Annotated in this window: 15 protein-coding genes; 8 read left to right on the top strand and 7 right to left on the bottom strand. The window is 68.7% G+C overall.

The window, feature by feature from the left end; translation table 11 throughout:
- Nucleotides 1-116 precede the first annotated feature (116 nt).
- The 7 genes from U5817_RS21975 to U5817_RS21945 all read left to right on the top strand — a co-directional run bounded on the left by U5817_RS21975 (nt 117) and on the right by U5817_RS21945 (nt 4,685).
- Complete coding sequence (locus U5817_RS21975) at nt 117-788, top strand: heavy metal response regulator transcription factor (RefSeq protein ID WP_169127060.1); 672 nt, start codon at nt 117-119, stop codon at nt 786-788.
- Nucleotides 788-2,269, top strand: coding sequence for a heavy metal sensor histidine kinase (locus U5817_RS21970; protein ID WP_407278818.1), 1,482 nt, complete (start codon nt 788-790; stop codon nt 2,267-2,269). Before U5817_RS21975 ends, U5817_RS21970 begins: the two co-directional genes overlap by 1 nt.
- Nucleotides 2,270-2,282: 13 nt before the next feature.
- Entirely contained in the window at nt 2,283-2,753 is a 471-nt protein-coding gene (locus tag U5817_RS21965) for a DUF411 domain-containing protein (RefSeq protein ID WP_407278817.1), read from the top strand.
- 43 nt (nt 2,754-2,796) lie between these two features.
- Nucleotides 2,797-3,132 carry a hypothetical protein gene (locus tag U5817_RS21960; protein WP_407278816.1) on the top strand — a complete coding sequence of 112 codons (336 nt, stop codon included), beginning with the start codon at nt 2,797-2,799 and terminating at the stop codon, nt 3,130-3,132.
- Nucleotides 3,122-3,568 carry a c-type cytochrome gene (locus U5817_RS21955; protein ID WP_407278815.1) on the top strand — a complete coding sequence of 149 codons (447 nt, stop codon included), beginning with the start codon at nt 3,122-3,124 and terminating at the stop codon, nt 3,566-3,568. The genes U5817_RS21960 and U5817_RS21955 overlap by 11 nt, the downstream gene beginning before the upstream one ends.
- An 89-nt stretch (nt 3,569-3,657) precedes the next feature.
- On the top strand, nt 3,658-4,365 hold the full coding sequence (locus U5817_RS21950) for an AzlC family ABC transporter permease (RefSeq protein ID WP_407278814.1): 708 nt from the start codon (nt 3,658-3,660) through the stop codon (nt 4,363-4,365).
- Nucleotides 4,359-4,685 (top strand): AzlD domain-containing protein, encoded by a 327-nt coding sequence (locus U5817_RS21945; RefSeq protein WP_407278813.1) that lies wholly within the window; start codon nt 4,359-4,361, stop codon nt 4,683-4,685. Before U5817_RS21950 ends, U5817_RS21945 begins: the two co-directional genes overlap by 7 nt.
- Nucleotides 4,686-4,691: 6 nt before the next feature.
- Here U5817_RS21945 and U5817_RS21940 read toward each other — a convergent pair whose 3' ends face one another.
- The 5 genes from U5817_RS21940 to U5817_RS21920 all read right to left on the bottom strand — a co-directional run bounded on the left by U5817_RS21940 (nt 4,692) and on the right by U5817_RS21920 (nt 11,711).
- Nucleotides 4,692-5,603 carry a bestrophin family protein gene (locus U5817_RS21940; RefSeq protein WP_407278812.1) on the bottom strand — a complete coding sequence of 304 codons (912 nt, stop codon included), beginning with the start codon at nt 5,601-5,603 and terminating at the stop codon, nt 4,692-4,694.
- Nucleotides 5,604-5,894: 291 nt separating this feature from the next.
- Nucleotides 5,895-6,359, bottom strand: a complete 465-nt coding sequence (locus U5817_RS21935) for a rhodanese-like domain-containing protein (protein WP_407278811.1) — start codon at nt 6,357-6,359, stop codon at nt 5,895-5,897.
- 282 nt (nt 6,360-6,641) lie between these two features.
- Nucleotides 6,642-7,283 (bottom strand): PepSY-associated TM helix domain-containing protein, encoded by a 642-nt coding sequence (locus tag U5817_RS21930; protein ID WP_407278810.1) that lies wholly within the window; start codon nt 7,281-7,283, stop codon nt 6,642-6,644.
- A gap of 7 nt (nt 7,284-7,290) precedes the next feature.
- Entirely contained in the window at nt 7,291-9,411 is a 2,121-nt protein-coding gene (locus U5817_RS21925; protein ID WP_407278809.1) for a TonB-dependent siderophore receptor, read from the bottom strand.
- A gap of 173 nt (nt 9,412-9,584) precedes the next feature.
- On the bottom strand, nt 9,585-11,711 hold the full coding sequence (locus tag U5817_RS21920) for a TonB-dependent receptor (RefSeq protein ID WP_407278808.1): 2,127 nt from the start codon (nt 11,709-11,711) through the stop codon (nt 9,585-9,587).
- Nucleotides 11,712-12,073: 362 nt separating this feature from the next.
- Here U5817_RS21920 and U5817_RS21915 point away from each other — a divergent pair, with 362 nt between their 5' ends.
- Nucleotides 12,074-14,176: a TonB-dependent receptor gene (locus U5817_RS21915; protein ID WP_407278807.1), complete on the top strand. Its 2,103-nt coding sequence runs from the start codon at nt 12,074-12,076 to the stop codon at nt 14,174-14,176.
- Between the two features lie 52 nt (nt 14,177-14,228).
- Here U5817_RS21915 and U5817_RS21910 read toward each other — a convergent pair whose 3' ends face one another.
- Together U5817_RS21910 and U5817_RS21905 are read right to left on the bottom strand one after the other, a co-directional pair.
- Nucleotides 14,229-16,424 (bottom strand): molybdopterin cofactor-binding domain-containing protein, encoded by a 2,196-nt coding sequence (locus tag U5817_RS21910; protein ID WP_407278806.1) that lies wholly within the window; start codon nt 16,422-16,424, stop codon nt 14,229-14,231.
- Nucleotides 16,421-16,894: a (2Fe-2S)-binding protein gene (locus tag U5817_RS21905; protein WP_407278805.1), complete on the bottom strand. Its 474-nt coding sequence runs from the start codon at nt 16,892-16,894 to the stop codon at nt 16,421-16,423. Before U5817_RS21905 ends, U5817_RS21910 begins: the two co-directional genes overlap by 4 nt.
- Nucleotides 16,895-16,904 lie beyond the last annotated feature (10 nt).

Here is a 16,904-nt window from a genome sequence, read left to right as displayed (position 1 = left end):
AAAAGGGCGTGGAAACAGAAAGCTGACCCCGGGGTTACATCTTTGTAATCTTGCGTCTTGCCCGGCGCGCGCGGGCACAATGCGTTCCGTGGTGTGTTGGTGGCAAGGAGCCAGCGGTGAAGATCCTGATCGTCGAAGACGAGGCCAAGACCGGTGATTATCTCAGGCAGGGACTGTCCGAGGCGGGCTTCGTCGTCGATCTCGCGCGTGACGGCATGGATGGCCTGCACCTCGCGCTGACCGGCGAGTACGAACTGATGGTGCTCGACGTCATGCTGCCGGGCCTCGACGGCTGGAGCGTGCTGCAGACGGTGCGCCGCGCCGGGCGCGAGATGCCGGTGCTGTTCCTGACCGCGCGCGACCAGGTCGAGGACCGCGTGCGCGGGCTGGAGCTGGGGGCGGACGATTACCTCGTGAAGCCTTTCGCGTTCTCCGAGCTGCTCGCGCGGGTGCGCACGCTGTTGCGGCGGGGAAAGTCGAAGGAACCGGAGACGCTGCGTGCGGCCGACCTCGAGCTGGACCTGCTGCGCCGGCGCGTGACGCGCGCGGGGCAGCGGATCGACCTCACCGCGAAGGAGTTCGGCCTGCTGGAGCTGCTGCTGCGCCGGCAGGGCGAGGTGCTGCCGCGCTCGCTGATCGCCTCGCAGGTGTGGGACATGAACTTCGACAGCGACACCAACGTGATCGAGGTGGCGGTGCGCCGGCTGCGCGCCAAGGTCGACGACCCCTTCGAGCCCAAGCTGATCCGCACCGTGCGCGGCATGGGCTACGTGCTCGAGACGCCCTGATGCCGAAGCTGTCGTTGACGCTGCGCCTGACATTGCTCTTCGGCGGGCTTTTCGCCGCGGTGCTGCTGGGTCTGGGCATCTACATCTCGGCGACGGTCGAGCGCCATTTCGAGGAGGGCGACCTCGTCGAGCTGCACGGCAAGCTCGAGCTCGCGCGCTCGGTGCTCGCCCAGGTGGGCGACGAGGCGGACTTCGCGAACGTGGCGCAACAGCTCGACAGCGCGCTGGTAGGGCACCATAGCCTGTCGATCGCGGTGCTTCGCGACGCAGGCCGCGGCGAGATCCTGTTCGCGTCGTCGGGGGCGGATTTCCCCGAGCCGGCGGCGCGCATCGATCCCGGTCCCGACCCGGTCGCCTATCCGCCGGCGCATACCTGGGAGCAGGGCGGCCATATCTATCGCGGGGTCGTCGCGAACGCGCGCACGGGCATCGCCGGGGCGCCCGCCGCCCGTGTCGTGGTGGCGATGGACATCGAGCACCACCGCATCTTCATGCGCGACTTCGAGCGTTCCCTGTGGTTTGCGGTGGCGCTGGCGATCGTCGCGACGGGCCTGCTCGGCGCGGTCGCGGCGCGAGGCGGGCTTGCGCCGCTGCGCAAGATGGCCGAGGTCGCGCGCGGGGTGTCCGCCCAGCGGCTCAATGCCCGCATCGACACGCGCAGCCTTCCGGTCGAACTTGAAGCGTTGGCGGGCGAGCTGAATGCGATGATGGCGCGGCTGGAAGACGGTTTCCGCCGCCTGAGCGAGTTCTCGTCGGACATCGCGCACGAGCTGCGCACGCCGGTGAGCAACCTGATGACGCAGACCGAAGTTGCGCTCGGGCGCGCGCGCAACGCCGACGAGTATCGCGAGATCCTGCTGTCGAACCTCGAGGAATACGAGCGGCTCGCGCGCATGATCGGCGACATGCTGTTCCTCGCGCAGGCGGACAACGGCCTGCTGCCGCGCCCGGCCGAGACGCTGTCGCTCGCCGGGGAGGCGGGGGCGCTGGCCGAGTTCTACGAGGCGCTGGTCGATGAGAAGGGCCTGCGCCTGGAAGTCGGCGGCGATGCGCGCGTGCAGGGCGATCGCCTGATGCTGCGGCGCGCGGTGTCGAACCTGCTGTCGAACGCGCTGCGCCATGCGGCGCCGAGTGGTGTCGTGCGCATCGCGATCGATACGGCCGGCGAGGAGGCGCGGCTTGCGGTCAGCAACCCCGGCGAGACGATCCCGCCCGAACATCTGGCGCGTATTTTCGACCGCTTCCACCGCGTCGACGCGGCGCGCACGCGCCAGGGCGACGGTGCGGGACTGGGGCTGGCGATCACGCGCTCCATCGTCGAGGCGCACGGCGGCCGCATAAGCGTGGAATCCGCCGGCGGCCTCACCACCTTCACGCTCTACCTGCCGCTCGCGTCGGCCGATGCGCGCATCGCGGCAGCCGGGGCCCGCGGGGCGGAACCTTCGTCTCCCGCGTCGGGCCAAACATCGGCAATCGTCTGATCCAGAGGAAAACATGAAGTCGCACACTCCGTCCCGTCCCGCCCGCCGTCCCCTCGCCCTCGCCGCCATGCTGGCGCTGGCCGCGGCCTTCGCCGCGCCGGTGCTCGCGGCCGGCGAGGAGGTGGTGATGTACAAGGATCCCAACTGCGGCTGCTGCGGCAAGTGGGCCGAGCACATGCGCGCGGCGGGTTTCTCCGTGAAGGAGATCAAGAGCGCCGACATGGGGGCCGTCAAGCGCGAGGCAGGCGTGCCGCAGGCGCTGGGCTCCTGCCATACTGCCAAGGTCGGCGGGTATTTCGTCGAGGGGCATGTGCCCGCAGCCGACGTGAAGCGTCTGCTGGCGGAGAAACCCAGGGTCGCCGGCATCTCGGCCCCGGGCATGCCGCAGGGCTCGCCGGGGATGGAAGGGCCTTACCCCGCGGACCGCTACGACGTCGTGAGCGTGACCGCCGACGGCAAGACGCGGGTCTTTGCCAGCCATTGAGCCTTCGTTAGCCCCGGAGCCCCGGGGTGCAGGAGAACGGAACATGCGCAGGAAGCTTGCCGCCGCCCTGGGGGCGGCCGTGTTGCTGACGACGAGTGCGGGGGTGTCCGCGCAGCAGGCGGGGACCGTTACCGGCGACCGTGCCGGCGACATGACGGCGGATCTGCTCATCGTGCGCCCGCTCGGACTGGTCGGCACGGTGATCGGTGCGGCGGTGTTCGTCGTCGCGCTGCCCTTCACGCTGCCGACGGGTTCGGCGGGCGATGCCGCGCACGAACTCGTCGGCAAGCCGTTCGAATACACCTTCAACCGCCCGCTCGGCGACTTCCAGCACTGCGGGGCCGATCGCCACCCCTGCGGCGACCGGCGTGATCCGTAAGCCGCGCAAGGAGGCGTGTGCCGCGGCGCTCGCGGTGCTGCTTGCGGGGTGCGGCGGTGGGGATGGGATCGACCCGAAGGACGCGGCGCAGGTTGCGCGGGGAGAGCCGCTGTACCAGCGCCACTGCGCTTCGTGTCATGGCGCGCAGCTCGAGGGGCAGCCCGACTGGCGCCAGCGCAAGGCCGACGGCCGGTTGCCGGCGCCGCCGCACGATGCGTCCGGGCACACCTGGCATCATCCGAACGAGCTGCTGGTGAACATCACGCGCGACGGCATGGTGCCGCCGTGGGCGCCCGAAGGCTACGCGAGCGACATGCCGGCCTTCGCCCGCGTGCTGTCCGACGACGAGATCCGCGCGACGCTGGCGCACATCCAGAGCACCTGGCCGGCCGAGGTGTGGGCCGCGCGCGCGCAGATGGCTCAGCAGCGGCGCTGATTTCGGAGCATCGCGCGAAGCTTGCCTGCCGACGCGGCGGCAGGACTGGTATGCTTAAGCGCTTTCCCGTTTCGGGTGAGCTTCCCCCAATGAACGAATCTTTCAAGCGCGGCGCCCGCGAGGGGTTCCGGCTGATGTTGCCGATGTCGGTCGGCCTGCTGCCGTGGGCGATCGTCACCGGCGTGGCGATGCGCTCGACCGGCCTGTCCGCGGCCGAGTCGATCGGCATGAACCTGATCGTCTACGCCGGCACGGCCCAGCTCGGCACGCTGCCCCTGATCGCCGCCGGCGCGCCGCTGTGGCTGATCTTCGTGACCGCGCTGGTGCTCAACCTGCGCTTCGTGATCTTCAGCGCGGCGCTGGCACCGGCCTTCCATGGCGCGTCGTGGTCCAGGCGCCTGTTGTCGGGCTATCTGCTCGTCGACGGCCTGTTCGTGCTGTGCGCGGACCGCCTGCTGCGCAGCGACGATCCGCACTGGCGCTGGGGCTTTTATGTGGCGCCGGCGATGCTGTGCTGGAGCATGTGGCAGCTCGGCGGGCTTGCCGGGGTGCTCGGGGCGGAGATATTCCCCAAGGATTGGTCGCTGGAGTTCATGACGACGATCGCGCTGATGGTGATGCTCGTGCCGATGGTGCAACAGCGCGCGATGCTGGTCGCCGCGCTCGTCGGTGGCCTCGGGGCTGTGCTGCTGCGCGGCCTGCCGCTCAGGCTCGGCGTCATCGCCGGGATCGCCCTGGGCATCGCGGCCGGCTTTGCTGCAGAACACTGGGCGGAGCGGCGGAGACGGACATGGTAGAGGGCGTCTGGCTGTGGCTGACGCTGCTGGCGATCGGCTCGACGACCATCCTCACGCGCGGCAGTTTCGTGATCAGCGGCGAAGGCGCGCGCCTGCCGCCTGCGCTGCAGCGAGCGCTGCGCTATGCACCGGCCGCGGCGCTGTCGGCGTTGATCATGCCGGATCTGCTGCTCGATGCGGGTGCGTTCGATCCGGCGAACCCCAAGCTCGCAGCCGGCATCGTCGTCGCGCTCGCCGCGGTGCGCTCGCGCAATCCGTGGCTGCCCTTCATTGGCGGCATGTGCGTGCTGCTCGTGCTGCGCAAGGGCCTGGGCTGGTAATTTGCTTCAGGTCAGCAGGCAGTTCGCGTCCGGTTGCGGCGCGGGCGGGGGTGTCTCGCCGAGCATCTCGCGCAGGCTCGCATCGATGCCGGCGACCAGCGCGTCGAGCGCCAGATCGTTGGGCATGGTACCGAAGGGGTCGTCGATCTCGTCGCTGAGCGCTTCGAGCGCGAAGAAGGTGTAGGACACGAAGCACACGATCAGCGGGGTCATGATGCCGATCGAATCCACCAGGCCGAAGGGCAGCAGCATGCAGTAGAAGTAGGCGCTGCGATGCAGGATCACCGAATAGGTGAAGGGCAGCGGCGTGTTGGCGATGCGCTCGCAGCCGCCCAGCGCGCCGGAGAGATCGTTGAGCGATTGCTCCATCTGCTGCGCGGCGATGGCGTCGAGCTCGCCGGCGGTGCGCCGCTCGCGCAGCCATTCGCCCAGCCACAGCAGGATCAGCGCAGGGCCGAAGCGCGCGGTGCGCACGCGCTCCACGAGATCCACGGGCAGCAGTCCGGCGAGGTCGGTGTCGCGCGGACGCCCGCGCAGCTGGTTGCGCATCGTGGTGGCGAAGCCGACCAGCCCGAGCACGAAGACGCGCTGCGCGTCGCGCGGCGTTGCGAGGTTGAGGGCCTGGCGCGCGAGGTTGCGCGCCTCGACGAGCACGGCGCCCCACAGCTTGCGCGCTTCCCAATAGCGGTCGTAGCTCGCGTTGATGCGGAAGCCGAGGAAGATCGCGAAGGCGACGCCCATCAGCGAGAACGGCGTCGCGGTGAGCGTGACCTTCCAGTGGAAGAGCTGGCCGTGCAGCAGCACGACGGCGCAGGACAGCGCGAAGATGAACAACTGCTGGGACAGGATGCGCGGGACGAGCGAGCCGCGGCGTACGAAGAGCAGATGGACCCAGTGCGGGCGGGGACGGACGATCACGGCGTGGGGCGGGCGGGGCGCGGGAGCGGCGGAGGCGCCATTCTGTCAGGTTTCACGCCGCTCCGGCGGGGAATTTGTTGCGGTGCAACGTCGATGGCGAGGCGCGGCGAAGGTGGTAGGGCAAGCCGCGCCTCCGTTCGCCCCGAGCCCTTCGACAAGCTCGGGGCGAACGGTGGTATTTGATTGCCGGTTTGATGGCGGCGCTTCGACGGGCCGGTCCTGAGCGAAGTCGAAGGGCTCAACCCGAACGGTGCTTGCCGTATGCGCAACCGCACCGCCGGAGAGCCGGGTTCAGCAGACCTTGCAGGTTTCGATCGGCAGGCCGCTCTTGATCCAGCCCGGGCCGGACGCGCTGCCGCTCATGCCTTCGCGGACGCTGACCACGTTGGTGAAGCCCTGTGCGGCGAGCAGGCGTTGCGCCTGGCCGCTGCGGTTGCCGCTGCGACAGATGAAGGCGATCGGGGTGTCGCGCTTCGCGCCGACGCGGGCGACCACTTCCTTCACGAAGGCTTCAGGTCCGGCCGGGTTGTACAGGTTGATCGGGGTGGCGCCGGGGGCAACGCCCGTTTCGCGCCATTCTTCGGGCGTGCGCACGTCGATCAGGGTGATTTTGCCGGCCTTGGCCTTCGCCTGCGCCTCGGCAGGGCTGATTTCAGGCACGCCGCCCTGCTGGGCATGGACGGCCGAAAGGGGCAGGAGGATGGCCGCCACGGCGGCAAGGAGCGTGCGGCGGACAAGGGAAAGGTCGCGTGACATGAGGAACTCCGGGATGCGTCAGGTTCTCAGGAATGTCGGTCAGACACTCTGCTGAGGATGGAGTTCGTCATATTAGCATGTGCTTGTATTGCGGCGGCGGAGAGAGGAGCCGGTGAGCTCCGGCCCGTCCGGGGCGCGGAGCGGTTTGGTGGCTAGTTTCGTAGGGCGGGAGGAGCCAAAGGCGCATCCCGCCGTGGGGCGGTTGAGCAAATTCAGGCGCGCGATTCGGCGGGGTGTGCCGCGCTCCGCCCCCCTAAACAGGTTCATGCGTCTGCCGTGCCGTCACCCGGCCATCCACGCCAGGGCGGTGGCGGTCGCGAGGCCGCCGCTCGCGAGCAGCGCGAGCCGGCGCGGGGAGCCGTGCAGCCGGCCCCACAGCCAGAATCCGGACAGGCCGAGGAAGGCGAGGCCCAGCGCGGCGGCGTCCGACAGCAGGACCCACGCGGGCCCCGTGCCGATCGCCATGTGCAGGCGCGCGAGGTAGAGCCACAGGTTGGGTTGGGTGCGCTTCGCTTCCGCCTGGCGACTGCCTACCCAGTAGTCGACCTGCACCGTCTCGGACGGTGTATCGGCGCGCAGGGTCCAGCGTTCGGGTTGGTGGATGTCGCCGCCGCCCCAGCCCACCGCCTTGGCCGGCTCGACGCGCGATTTCAGCTCGGTGGCGTCCAGCCCGAGCGCGGGTGCGAGCGCCGCGGCGAGCGCCGCCGGATCGGCGGGCGTCGCCTCGATGGGCAGCAGCTGCGTGACTTCCTTGCGGTCGAGCGCGGGGATCTTCATGACCGCGCGGTGGTTGAGCAGGAAGCCGGTGGTCGCGAACAGCAGCAGCATCGCGGCGAGCGCGAGGCCGAACCAGGCGTGGATGCGGCGCAGCCACTTCTGCGAATTGCCGCGATGGCCGGGCGGGCGGGGGTGGAGGTGGATCACGGCGGGCTCAGAAGCTCAGTTTCGCGGAGAGGCGCAGTGTACGCGGCATTCCGACCGCGAGCAGCGGGCTGTTGGAGTTAACGCGGCTGTCGCCGGCCGCGGCCCAGTAGCGCTCGTCGGTGACGTTCTCCAGATTCGCGACGAGGTCGAGTTGGCGGCCGGAAAGCTTCGTGCGGTAGCGCGCACCGAGGTCGTAGCGGGTGAAGGCGTCGACCTGGGCCTGGTTGAGCGGATTCACCTCGCGTTCGCCGGTGTAGTAGGCGCCCGCGGAGAGCGCGAGGCCCGGCAGCGCGGCGAGGCTGTGCTCGACGAAGAGGCTGGCGGTGACGCGCGGCGTGTTGGCCGGGCGATTGCCGACCAGGCGCGGGTCGTTCTCGGCGTCGGTGAATTCGGCGTCGAGCCACTGCGCGGAGGCGAACAGGCTCCAGCGCGGGGCAATGCGTCCGCCGGCGGAAAGCTCGATGCCGCGGTAGCGGCCTTCGCCGAGGCGCTCGTACATGTCGTCCGCCGTGCTGGTTGTGCCCTGCGAGTTGACGCCGTTCATCGGACGCTCGATCTGGAACAGCGCCGCGTTGGTCTGCAGGCCCTGCCATTCGCTCTTGATCCCGCCTTCCCACTGGCGGCTGACGATGGGCTTCAGCGAGTCGCCCTCGTTGATGGTGCGCGCGGGCGCGATTCCGCCATCCTCGAGGCCTTCGAGGTAGCCGGCGTACAGGTTGGTCGCGGGCGTGAGCTTGTACACCGCAGCGATGGTCGGCGTGACGCGGCGCTTGGTGTAATCGAGCGCGGAATTGTTCGCGTGCTCGAACTCGAATTCGCTGCCGCGCGCACCCGCCATCAGCAGCCAGTCGCCGAGCGCCATGCGGTCGAACGCGTACCAGCCCTGGTCGTAGGTGCGCGAGTGGAGGGCTCGGTCGGGATAGACGACCGCCGTCTCCGGGATGTCGCGCGGATCGTAAAGGTTCTGCGCGACGCTGATCTGGCGCGTGGCGCCCGCGGTCTGGCTGAGCACGTTGCGGGCATAGCCGAAGGTGAGGTCGTGCGTGACGGTGCCGGTTTCGACGCGGCCGGCGAATTCCGTGCGCTGGCTGCGGTTGATGTATTCCTGCCCCTTGGTGCGCGAGATCTGCAGCGCGCCTTCGCCGGTGGCGATGTTGTAGTTCTGCATCTGCGAGAAGTTGCGGTCGCGCTCGAGCCAGGAGCGGCCCATCTCGACGGTCCAGATCCAGTTGTCGTTGAGCGCGAAATCGCTGCGCAGCTGCACGTTCTGTTCCTTCGCATCGTAGTTCGCCCAGTCGGGGGCGATGAGCTTGCGCGGATTGGGGATCCTGGGCAGCGGGATCTCGCCGTTCACGGCGCGCAGCGCGAGGATGCTCGACTGCTCGACGACATCCTTGGCGATGTCCTCGACGTCGAGCTTCAGCAGCCAGCGGTCGGTGACCTGCCAGTCGAAGGCGCCAGCGTAGAGATGGCGGTCGCCTCCGGCGTCGCGTACGGGGCTTTCGAGCTGGCCGCCGACGATGTTGATGCGTGCGCCGAATTCGCCGTTGGCTCCGAAACGGCGACCCACGTCGAGGCCGGCGACGGCGCTGCCGTTGTCGTCGGTGGAGAAGTGCACCGCGGTGACGGGCGTGCTGCCGGCGCGCTTGGTGACGAGGTTGATGATCCCGGACGGCGGCACGAAGCCGTAGTACAGGCCGCCGACGCCCTTCAGGACCTCGACGCGTTCCTTGTTCTCGAGCGGCAGGTCGATCAGGTTCACGATCGGCAGGCCGCCGTTGAGGCGGTAGTTGGAGCGGTTCTCGACCAGCAGGCCGCGGATCGACAGGTTGTCATAGGCGGTGGCGCCGAGCTGGGCGCGGGCAACGCCGGCGGTGTTCTTCATCGCTTCGTACAGGCTGTTGGCCTGCTGCGCGTCGAGGAGGTCGCGATCGACGACATTGATCGTCATCGGCACGTCCTTCGCGGGCGTGTCGCGGAAGGTGCCGACACCGACGCTGCCGGCGCGCCAGCTCGATTCGGTGGCGAAGACTTCGACGGCTTCGAGCTGTTTTTCCTGGGCGTGGGCGCCGCCGTAGGCGGCGAGGAGGGCGGCGGGGATCAGGCGGGCGAGGGTCTTGATGCGCATGGCTGGCTTGGTCCGGGTGAAGGTGGGCGGGATTACGGGGCGGTGACGGGCGAAGGGGCGGGCAAGCTTTGCGACTGTCTCGGGGCAGGCTCGGTCCGAGCCGGTCAGGAAGTGCTATGTGCCGCCTTGCCGGGTCCCCGGTCGTCGCGGGACGACCGGGGTAGGCGGGTGGATCAGAAGCGGAAGGTCGCGGTCGCCTGCAGCGTGCGCGGCGCGCCGGGCTGGTTCAGGCCGTTGACGCTGCCGTGGGCGGTCGCCCAGTACTCGCGGTCGAAGGCGTTCTTGAGGTTGAACGCGAGGTCGTAGGCCTTGCTGCGATAGAGGAGCGCGGCGTCGAAGACCGCGAAGCCCGGCAGGCGCACGAGGTTGTCGGGCGAGGCGTACTGCGAGGCCTGCGCATGCACGCCGCCACCCAGGCTCCAGCCGCTGCCGAGTTCGCGCACGACCCAGATCGAGCCGCTGTGGCGCGGCGTGATCGCGGCGTCCTTGCCCTCGAAGGAGACGGTGACGCGGCGGGTGCCGAAGTTGGCGCCGCCGGTGGCGGTCGACTTCACGATCTCGGTGTCGAGGTAGGCATAGCCCGCATGCACCTGCCAGCCTGCGGCGGGGCGGCCGGAAAGCGACAGCTCGAAGCCCTCGGTGCGCTGCTCGCCGGCGTTGATCGTCTGGCGCGTGGCCGGATCGGTGATCTTCATGTCCTCGCGCACGAGGCGGAAGATCGAGGCGCCGGCCGACAGTGCGCCGCCGAGGAAGTCCCACTTCGCACCGATCTCGTGGTTGGTCGTGATCTCGGGATCGGCATCGACGTTGGAGGCGTTCAGCTGGAACTGCTCGCCCGACGGCTGAAAGGAGCGCGACACGGACACGTAGTAAGCCTGGCGCGCATCGGGTTGCCACACGAGGCCCGCGCGCGGGCTCCATTCGCGATCCGTGCGCTCGAAGTCGGGTTTGCGCGGCTCGGTGGTCTTCTGCTTGTACTCGTCGTGGCGCACGCCGACGAGCGCCTTCCACTGCTCACCCAGCGCGATCTGGTCCTGCACGTAGAAGGCGGTGCTGTCCTGCGTCGTGACGTTGTCGATGGTGCGCGAGTTGGGCGCGCGCGTCGTGTAGGGCGGGATCGCGCCGCCGGGGTTGTAGAGCGGCACGCGGTCGATGCCGATCCAGTTGTCGATGTCGAGCTCCTTGTCCTGTGTGCCGACCTCGAGGCCGTAGAGCAATGTGTGCTGCATGCCGCCGAGCTTCACGCGCTGCGTGAGTTCGAGCTGGTTGAACCAGCCGTCCTCGTCGCGCACGACGTGGCCGTGGGTGCGCTGCATCATGAGCTGGCCGCCGACCAGCGTGTAGGCGCTGCCGGAGCGGTACAGGGTGTTGTCGCGGTCGAGCTTGAAGTCGTAGTAGCGCAGCACGTTGCGCAGCGACCAGGTGTCGTTGAAGCGGTGCGAGAGCGTCGCCGTCGCGGTGTTCATCGTCGCGGCGGTCATGTCGTCGCGTTCGGCGTCGCCCGAGCCGTAATAGGTGTCGTGGTCGACGTCGAGCGGGCGGCCGTTGTTGTCGGGGATGCCGAAGTCGGTCGGGCGGCGGTCGCGGTTGTGCGCGAGCTGCAGCAGCAGGCGGGTGTTCTCGCCGAGCTTGAGGTCGACGGACGGGGCGATGGCCTCGCGCTTGAGGAAGGATTCGTCGCGGAAGCCGGTCGAGTCCTCGAACGCGCCGGTCAGGCGGAACGAATGACCGGCCTCGCTGAGCGCGCCCGCCGTGTCGAAGCTGATGCGCTTCTGGCCTTCGGTGTCGAGCTGCACGGTGACTTCGCGGATCGCCTGCGTGGTCGGCAGCTTGCTCACGCGGTTGATGATGCCGCCCGAGGAGCCGCGGCCGTACAGCACGGCGGCGGGGCCTTTCAGGACTTCGATTCGGTCGGTGTTGGAGAGGTCGCGGTAGTACAGCGCGTCGTCCCGCACGCCGTCGAGGAAGGTGTCGCCGATGGCGGTGAAGCCGCGGATCGCGAACTGGTCGCGCTGGCCGTCGCCCATGTTGAGGGTCACGCCCGGGACGTTCTTCAATGCGTCGGCGAGCGAGCGCACGCCCTGGTCGGCGATCAGCTCGGGGCCGACGACGTTGACCGTCTGCGGGATGTCGCGCAGCGGCGCAGTGCCCTTGGTCGCGGAGGACGACACGAGCGGGTTGTAGGACGGGGCGGCAACGCCTTGCTCGGCGGTGACGGTGACGGTGGGCAGGGTGGCCTGGGCGGTGGCGAGCGCGGGCAGCGCAGCCGCGATGGCCACGGCAAGGGTGGTCGGACGCATGGGAACTCCATTGGAAACAGGTTTCTGGCTGGCGGTCCGGACCGAGGCGGCGGAGTGGCTGGCTGGGTATGTTGGCCGAAGTGTATTTCAGTATGTAAATACGAATCAATCGCAAATAAGAATCGTTGCGTTTACGCCACAACGCGTTAGGCAATGTACTGCGATACATTGTGTTGCGAATGCTTATCATTTAGGATGCGAGCCGTTCTCAAATGCGATGCTCGCAAACCGGTGATCCCGGATCGGCCTGAGCCGTTCGGCCCGTGCCGCGCGCACCGAGTCCGTTCCGTACCGAAAATTCATTCACGGCGAGCCAGGCATCTCTCTACCCAGCCAGCCCGGGTCCATACAGGAGTAGAAAGATGTCGTTTCGTCCCCGGCTCAAGCCGGTCGTGTTTGCCATGCTTGCCGTCTGCGGCAACGCCTTTGCCGCCGATGCGGTGCTGTCACCGGTGCTCGTGCAGGACCAGGTCGAACGCGCCGACGGCCCGGTGCAGGGCTATCGTGCCACGCGCTCGGCCACCTTCACGAAGACCGACACGCCCTTGAAGGAGGTGCCGGCGTCGATCACCGTCGTCCCGGAAAACGTGATCGAGGACCAGGCGATGCGCAGCATCTCCGACGTGCTGCGCTACGTGCCGGGCACGACGGCGGCGCAGGGCGAGGGCAACCGCGACCAGATGGTGATCCGCGGCAACAACACGACCGCCGACTTCTTCGTGAACGGCATCCGCGACGACGCGCAGATCTTCCGCGACCTCTATAACGTCGAGCGCGTCGAGGTGCTGAAGGGCCCCGGCGGCATGACTTTCGGCCGCGGCGGCGCGGGCGGCATCGTCAACCGCGTGACCAAGCGCCCGGTGTTCGGCCATGTCGGCGAGGCCAGCATCACGCTGGGCAGCTTCGACCAGTTGCGCGGCACCGTCGACGCGGGCGACAAACTCGGCGACAAGGCGGCGTGGCGGATCAACGCGATGGCCGAGCGCGCCGACAGCTTCCGCGACGGCGTGGACGCGAAGCGCTATGCATTCAACCCGAGCATCACCTTCACCCCGGGCGGGAATACCGCGCTGACGCTGGCCTACGAGCGCCTGTACGACGAGCGCACCGCGGACCGCGGCATTCCTTCGCAGGGCGACCGTCCCTTCGACACGAAGCGCAGCACCTTCTTCGGCAATGCCGAGCAGAGCAAATCGCGCGCGATGGTCGATGCGCTGTCCGCGGTGCTGGAGCACGACTTCGGCGGCGTGCAGCTGAAGAACAGCCTGAGCGTCACGCAGTACGACAAGTTCTACCAGAACGTCTTCGCCGGCGGCGCGGTGAATGGCGCGGGTAACGTGCGCATCTCGGCCTACAACAGCTCCAACCTGCGCACCAACGTCTTCAATCAGACCGACCTGACGACGAAGTTCTCGACCGGCAGCCTGAAGCACACGCTCCTCGCAGGCATCGAACTGGGCCATCAGGAAAGCGAGAACGAGCGCAACTCCGGCTTCTTCGGCAGCGCGACGAGCGCGACCGTGTCGGCCGCGAATCCCGTTGCGACCGCGACGAGCTTCCGTTTCAACGGCACCGATGCGAACAACACGGTCAAGTCCGACACCGTCGCCGCCTACCTGCAGGACCAGATCGCGCTCACCGAGCAGTGGAAGGTGCTCGCCGGCCTGCGCTGGGACCAGTTCGAGGTCGATCTCGACGACAAGCGCACCACCACGGCCCGGAAGGACCTGTCGCGCACCGACACCGAGGTCAGCCCGCGCTTCGGCCTGATCTGGACGCCGACGCCGTCCCAGACCTACTACGCGAGCTACAGCTACGCCTTCCTGCCTTCGGGCGAGCAGCTGAGCCTGGCCGCCAACACCGAGGACATGAAGCCGGAGAAGGCGATCAACCACGAGATCGGCGCGCGCTGGGATCTGAATCCCGACCTTACGTTGTCGGTTGCCGCGTTCCGCCTCATGCGCGAGGACATGAAGACCAGCGATCCGACCAATCCGGTGAGCGGCCGTCTCGTGCAGACCGGCGAGCAGCGCACGGAAGGCGTCGAGGTCGGCCTGCAGGGCAGGCTCACGCCGTGGTGGCAGGTGTTCGCGGGCTACGCGAATCTCGACTCGGAGATCACGAAGACGACGTCCAGCGCGCCCAAGGGCCGCAAGGTCGGCCTCGTGCCCGAGCAGATGGCCTCGCTGTGGAACCGCTTCGACCTCGGCCACGGCTGGGGCGTGGGCCTGGGCGTCGTGCATCAGGCGTCGAGCTACACGTCGTTCAGCAACACCGTGAAGCTGCCGGCCTTCACGCGCGTGGATGGCGCGCTGTACTACAGCTTCCCCGGCGGGAAGACGCGCGTCGCGCTCAACGTCGAGAACCTCGGCGACAAGGAGTACTACCCGACCGCGCACAGCGACAACAACATCAGCCCGGGCGCGCCGCTCAACGCAAGGCTGACGCTGACGCACGCGTTCTGATCGCGTGAGGTGAAGGGGACGGGCGCCTCGCCAGGCGTCCGTCCTTTTTCCATCAAGCCTTCAACTGCTCCCCGATCGGCAGCGTGCGGATGCGCTTGCCGGTCGCGGCGTACAGCGCATTGACGAGCGCCGGCGCAATCGGCGGCACGCCCGGCTCGCCCACGCCGGTCGGCTTCGCGGCGGAGGGCACGATGTGCACCTCGACCGCCGGCATCTGGTCGATGCGCAGCACCGGATAGTCGTGGAAGTTCGACTGTTCGACGACGCCGTCCTTGAGGGTGATCGCCCCGCTCAACGCGGCCGAGAGCCCGAAGCCGATGCCGCCTTCCATCTGTGCGCGGATCACGTCGGGATTCACGGCGATGCCGCAATCGACCGCACACACGACGCGATCGACCTTGAAGCTGCCGTCGTCCGCGACCGTGACCTCGACCACCTGCGCGACATAGCTGTTGAAGGACTCGTGCACCGCGACGCCGCGGCCGCGCTTGCCGGTCTTCGCCGGTGCCAGCGGCTTGCTCCAGCCGGCCTTGTCGGCGGCGAGTTTCAGCACTCCCGCGTGACGCGGATGTGCGCCGAGGAGATCGAGCCGGTAGGCGACCGGGTCGGCGCCTGCGGCCGTGGCGAGTTCGTCGAGGAAGACTTCGGCCGCGAACGCGGTGTGCGTCGAGCCCACCGAGCGCCACCACAGCACTGGCACCTTCACGTCCGTGCTGGTGGTGTGCAGCTCGACCTGCAGGTTGGGAATCGCGTAGGGCAGGTTGGCGGCGCCTTCGACCGAGGTCGCGTCGATGCCGTCCTTGACCATCGCGCTTTCGAACGGCGTGCCGGCGATGATGGACTGGCCGACGACGCGCTGCGACCACGCGAGCGGCTTGCCCTGCGCGTCGAGCGCGGCGCGCAGACGGTGCAGGTACAGCGGGCGGTAGTAGCCCGCGCGCATGTCGTCCTCGCGCGACCACACCAGCTTCACCGGCGCCTCGCCGCGGATCGCCTTGACGATGTGCGCCGTCTCCAGCACGTAGTCGGCAGCCGGGTTCGCGCGCCGGCCGAAACTGCCGCCGGCGAACAGCATGTTGAGCTTCACCTGCTCGGGTTGCAGGCCGAAGAAGGCGGCCAGCGTGAACTGGTCGCCGGTCTGGAACTGTTCGCCGTTCCACACCTCGCAACCCTGCGCATCGAGGCGCATCACGCAGTTGAGCGGCTCCATCGGTGCATGCGCGAGGTAGGGGAAGGCGTATTCCGCCTCCAGCGCCTTCGCGCCCCCGGCCAGGGCCTTGTCCGTGTCGCCGTCACTGCGCGCAACGAGTCCCGGCGTCGCGGCGAGCTGGCGGTAGTCGGCGAAGATCTGCTCGGAGCTGCCGCGGTAGGCGGCGCTGTCGTCCCAGTCGATCTGCAGCGCGTCGCGCCCCTTCTTCGCGGTCCAGTAGTCACGCGCCAATACCGCGACCCCCTGCGGGATGCGCACGACGCGCACCACTCCCGGCACCGCCCGCGCCGCCCGTTCATCGACCGCGCGCACGGTGGTGCCGAAGCGTGGCGGGTGCGCGACGACCGCGACGAGCATCCCCGGCAGCTTCACGTCCTGCGTGAACCGCGCGCGGCCGGTGGTCTTCTCGACACTGTCCTTGCGCGGCACATGGCGCCCGATCAGCGTGAAGTCCTTCGGATCCTTCAGGCGCACGTCCTGCGGCACCGGCTGCTTCGCCGCAGCCTCGGCCAGTTCGCCGAAGGCCGCCTTGCGGCCGCTCTTTGCGTGGCTGACGACGCCCGCCTTGACGCGGATCTCGCCGGCCGGGACCTTCCAGCGCGCAGCCGCCGCCTGCACCAGCATCGCCCGCGCGCTCGCACCCGCATGACGCATCTGCTCGAAGGAATTGGCGATCGCGGTGCTGCCGCCCGTGCCCTGCGACGGCCCCCACAACAGGTTGTTGTAACGTTTCGCGTCGGCCGGCGCGCCTTCGACTTGAACTTGCGCCCAGTCGGCGTCGAGCTCTTCGGCAACCAGGGTCGCAAGGCCGGTGTAGGTGCCCTGGCCCATCTCGAGATGCTTGGCGACCACCGTCACGCGATTGTCGGTGCCGATGCGCACGAAGGCATTCGGTGCGAAGGTGGCCTCGCTGCGGTGCGATTCCTTCGCCGCGGCGGCGAGGGCGGAACCCGTGCCCGGCAGCACCAGCCCGAGCGTGAGGCCGGCGCCGGCCTTGAGGAAGTCGCGACGCGACACGTTCTCGATGCGGGTCTTCATGCCGCGCCCCTCCCCGCGAGGCTCTTCGCGGCTTCGTGGATCGCGGCGCGGATGCGCACGTAGGTCGCGCAGCGGCACAGGTTGCCGGCCATCGCCGCGTCGATGTCCGCGTCGCTCGGGCGCGGCGTTTTCGTCAGCAAGGCGGTCGCCGCCATGATCTGGCCGGACTGGCAGTAGCCGCACTGCACGACGTCGAGCTTCTGCCACGCCGCCTGCACCGCGGCGCCGACACGATTCCTGCCGACCTGTTCGATCGTCGTCACGTGCTTGTCCGCAACCGCGGAAACCGGCGTCGAACAGGACTTCACCGCGACGCCGTCGACATGCACCGTGCATGCGCCGCACAGTCCCATGCCGCAGCCGAACTTGGTGCCGGTGAGTTCCAGCCCGTCGCGCAGCACCCACAGCAGCGGGGTGTCCTCGGGCATGGCGGTGTTGACCTTCTGCCCGTTGAGGATGAATCGGGTCATCTGCAATCTC

It is taken from the genome of Aromatoleum evansii, from assembly GCF_045689615.1.
GTDB classification, from domain to species: Bacteria; Pseudomonadota; Gammaproteobacteria; order Burkholderiales; family Rhodocyclaceae; genus Aromatoleum; species Aromatoleum evansii.
This window is presented reverse-complemented; position numbering and strand designations above follow the sequence as displayed.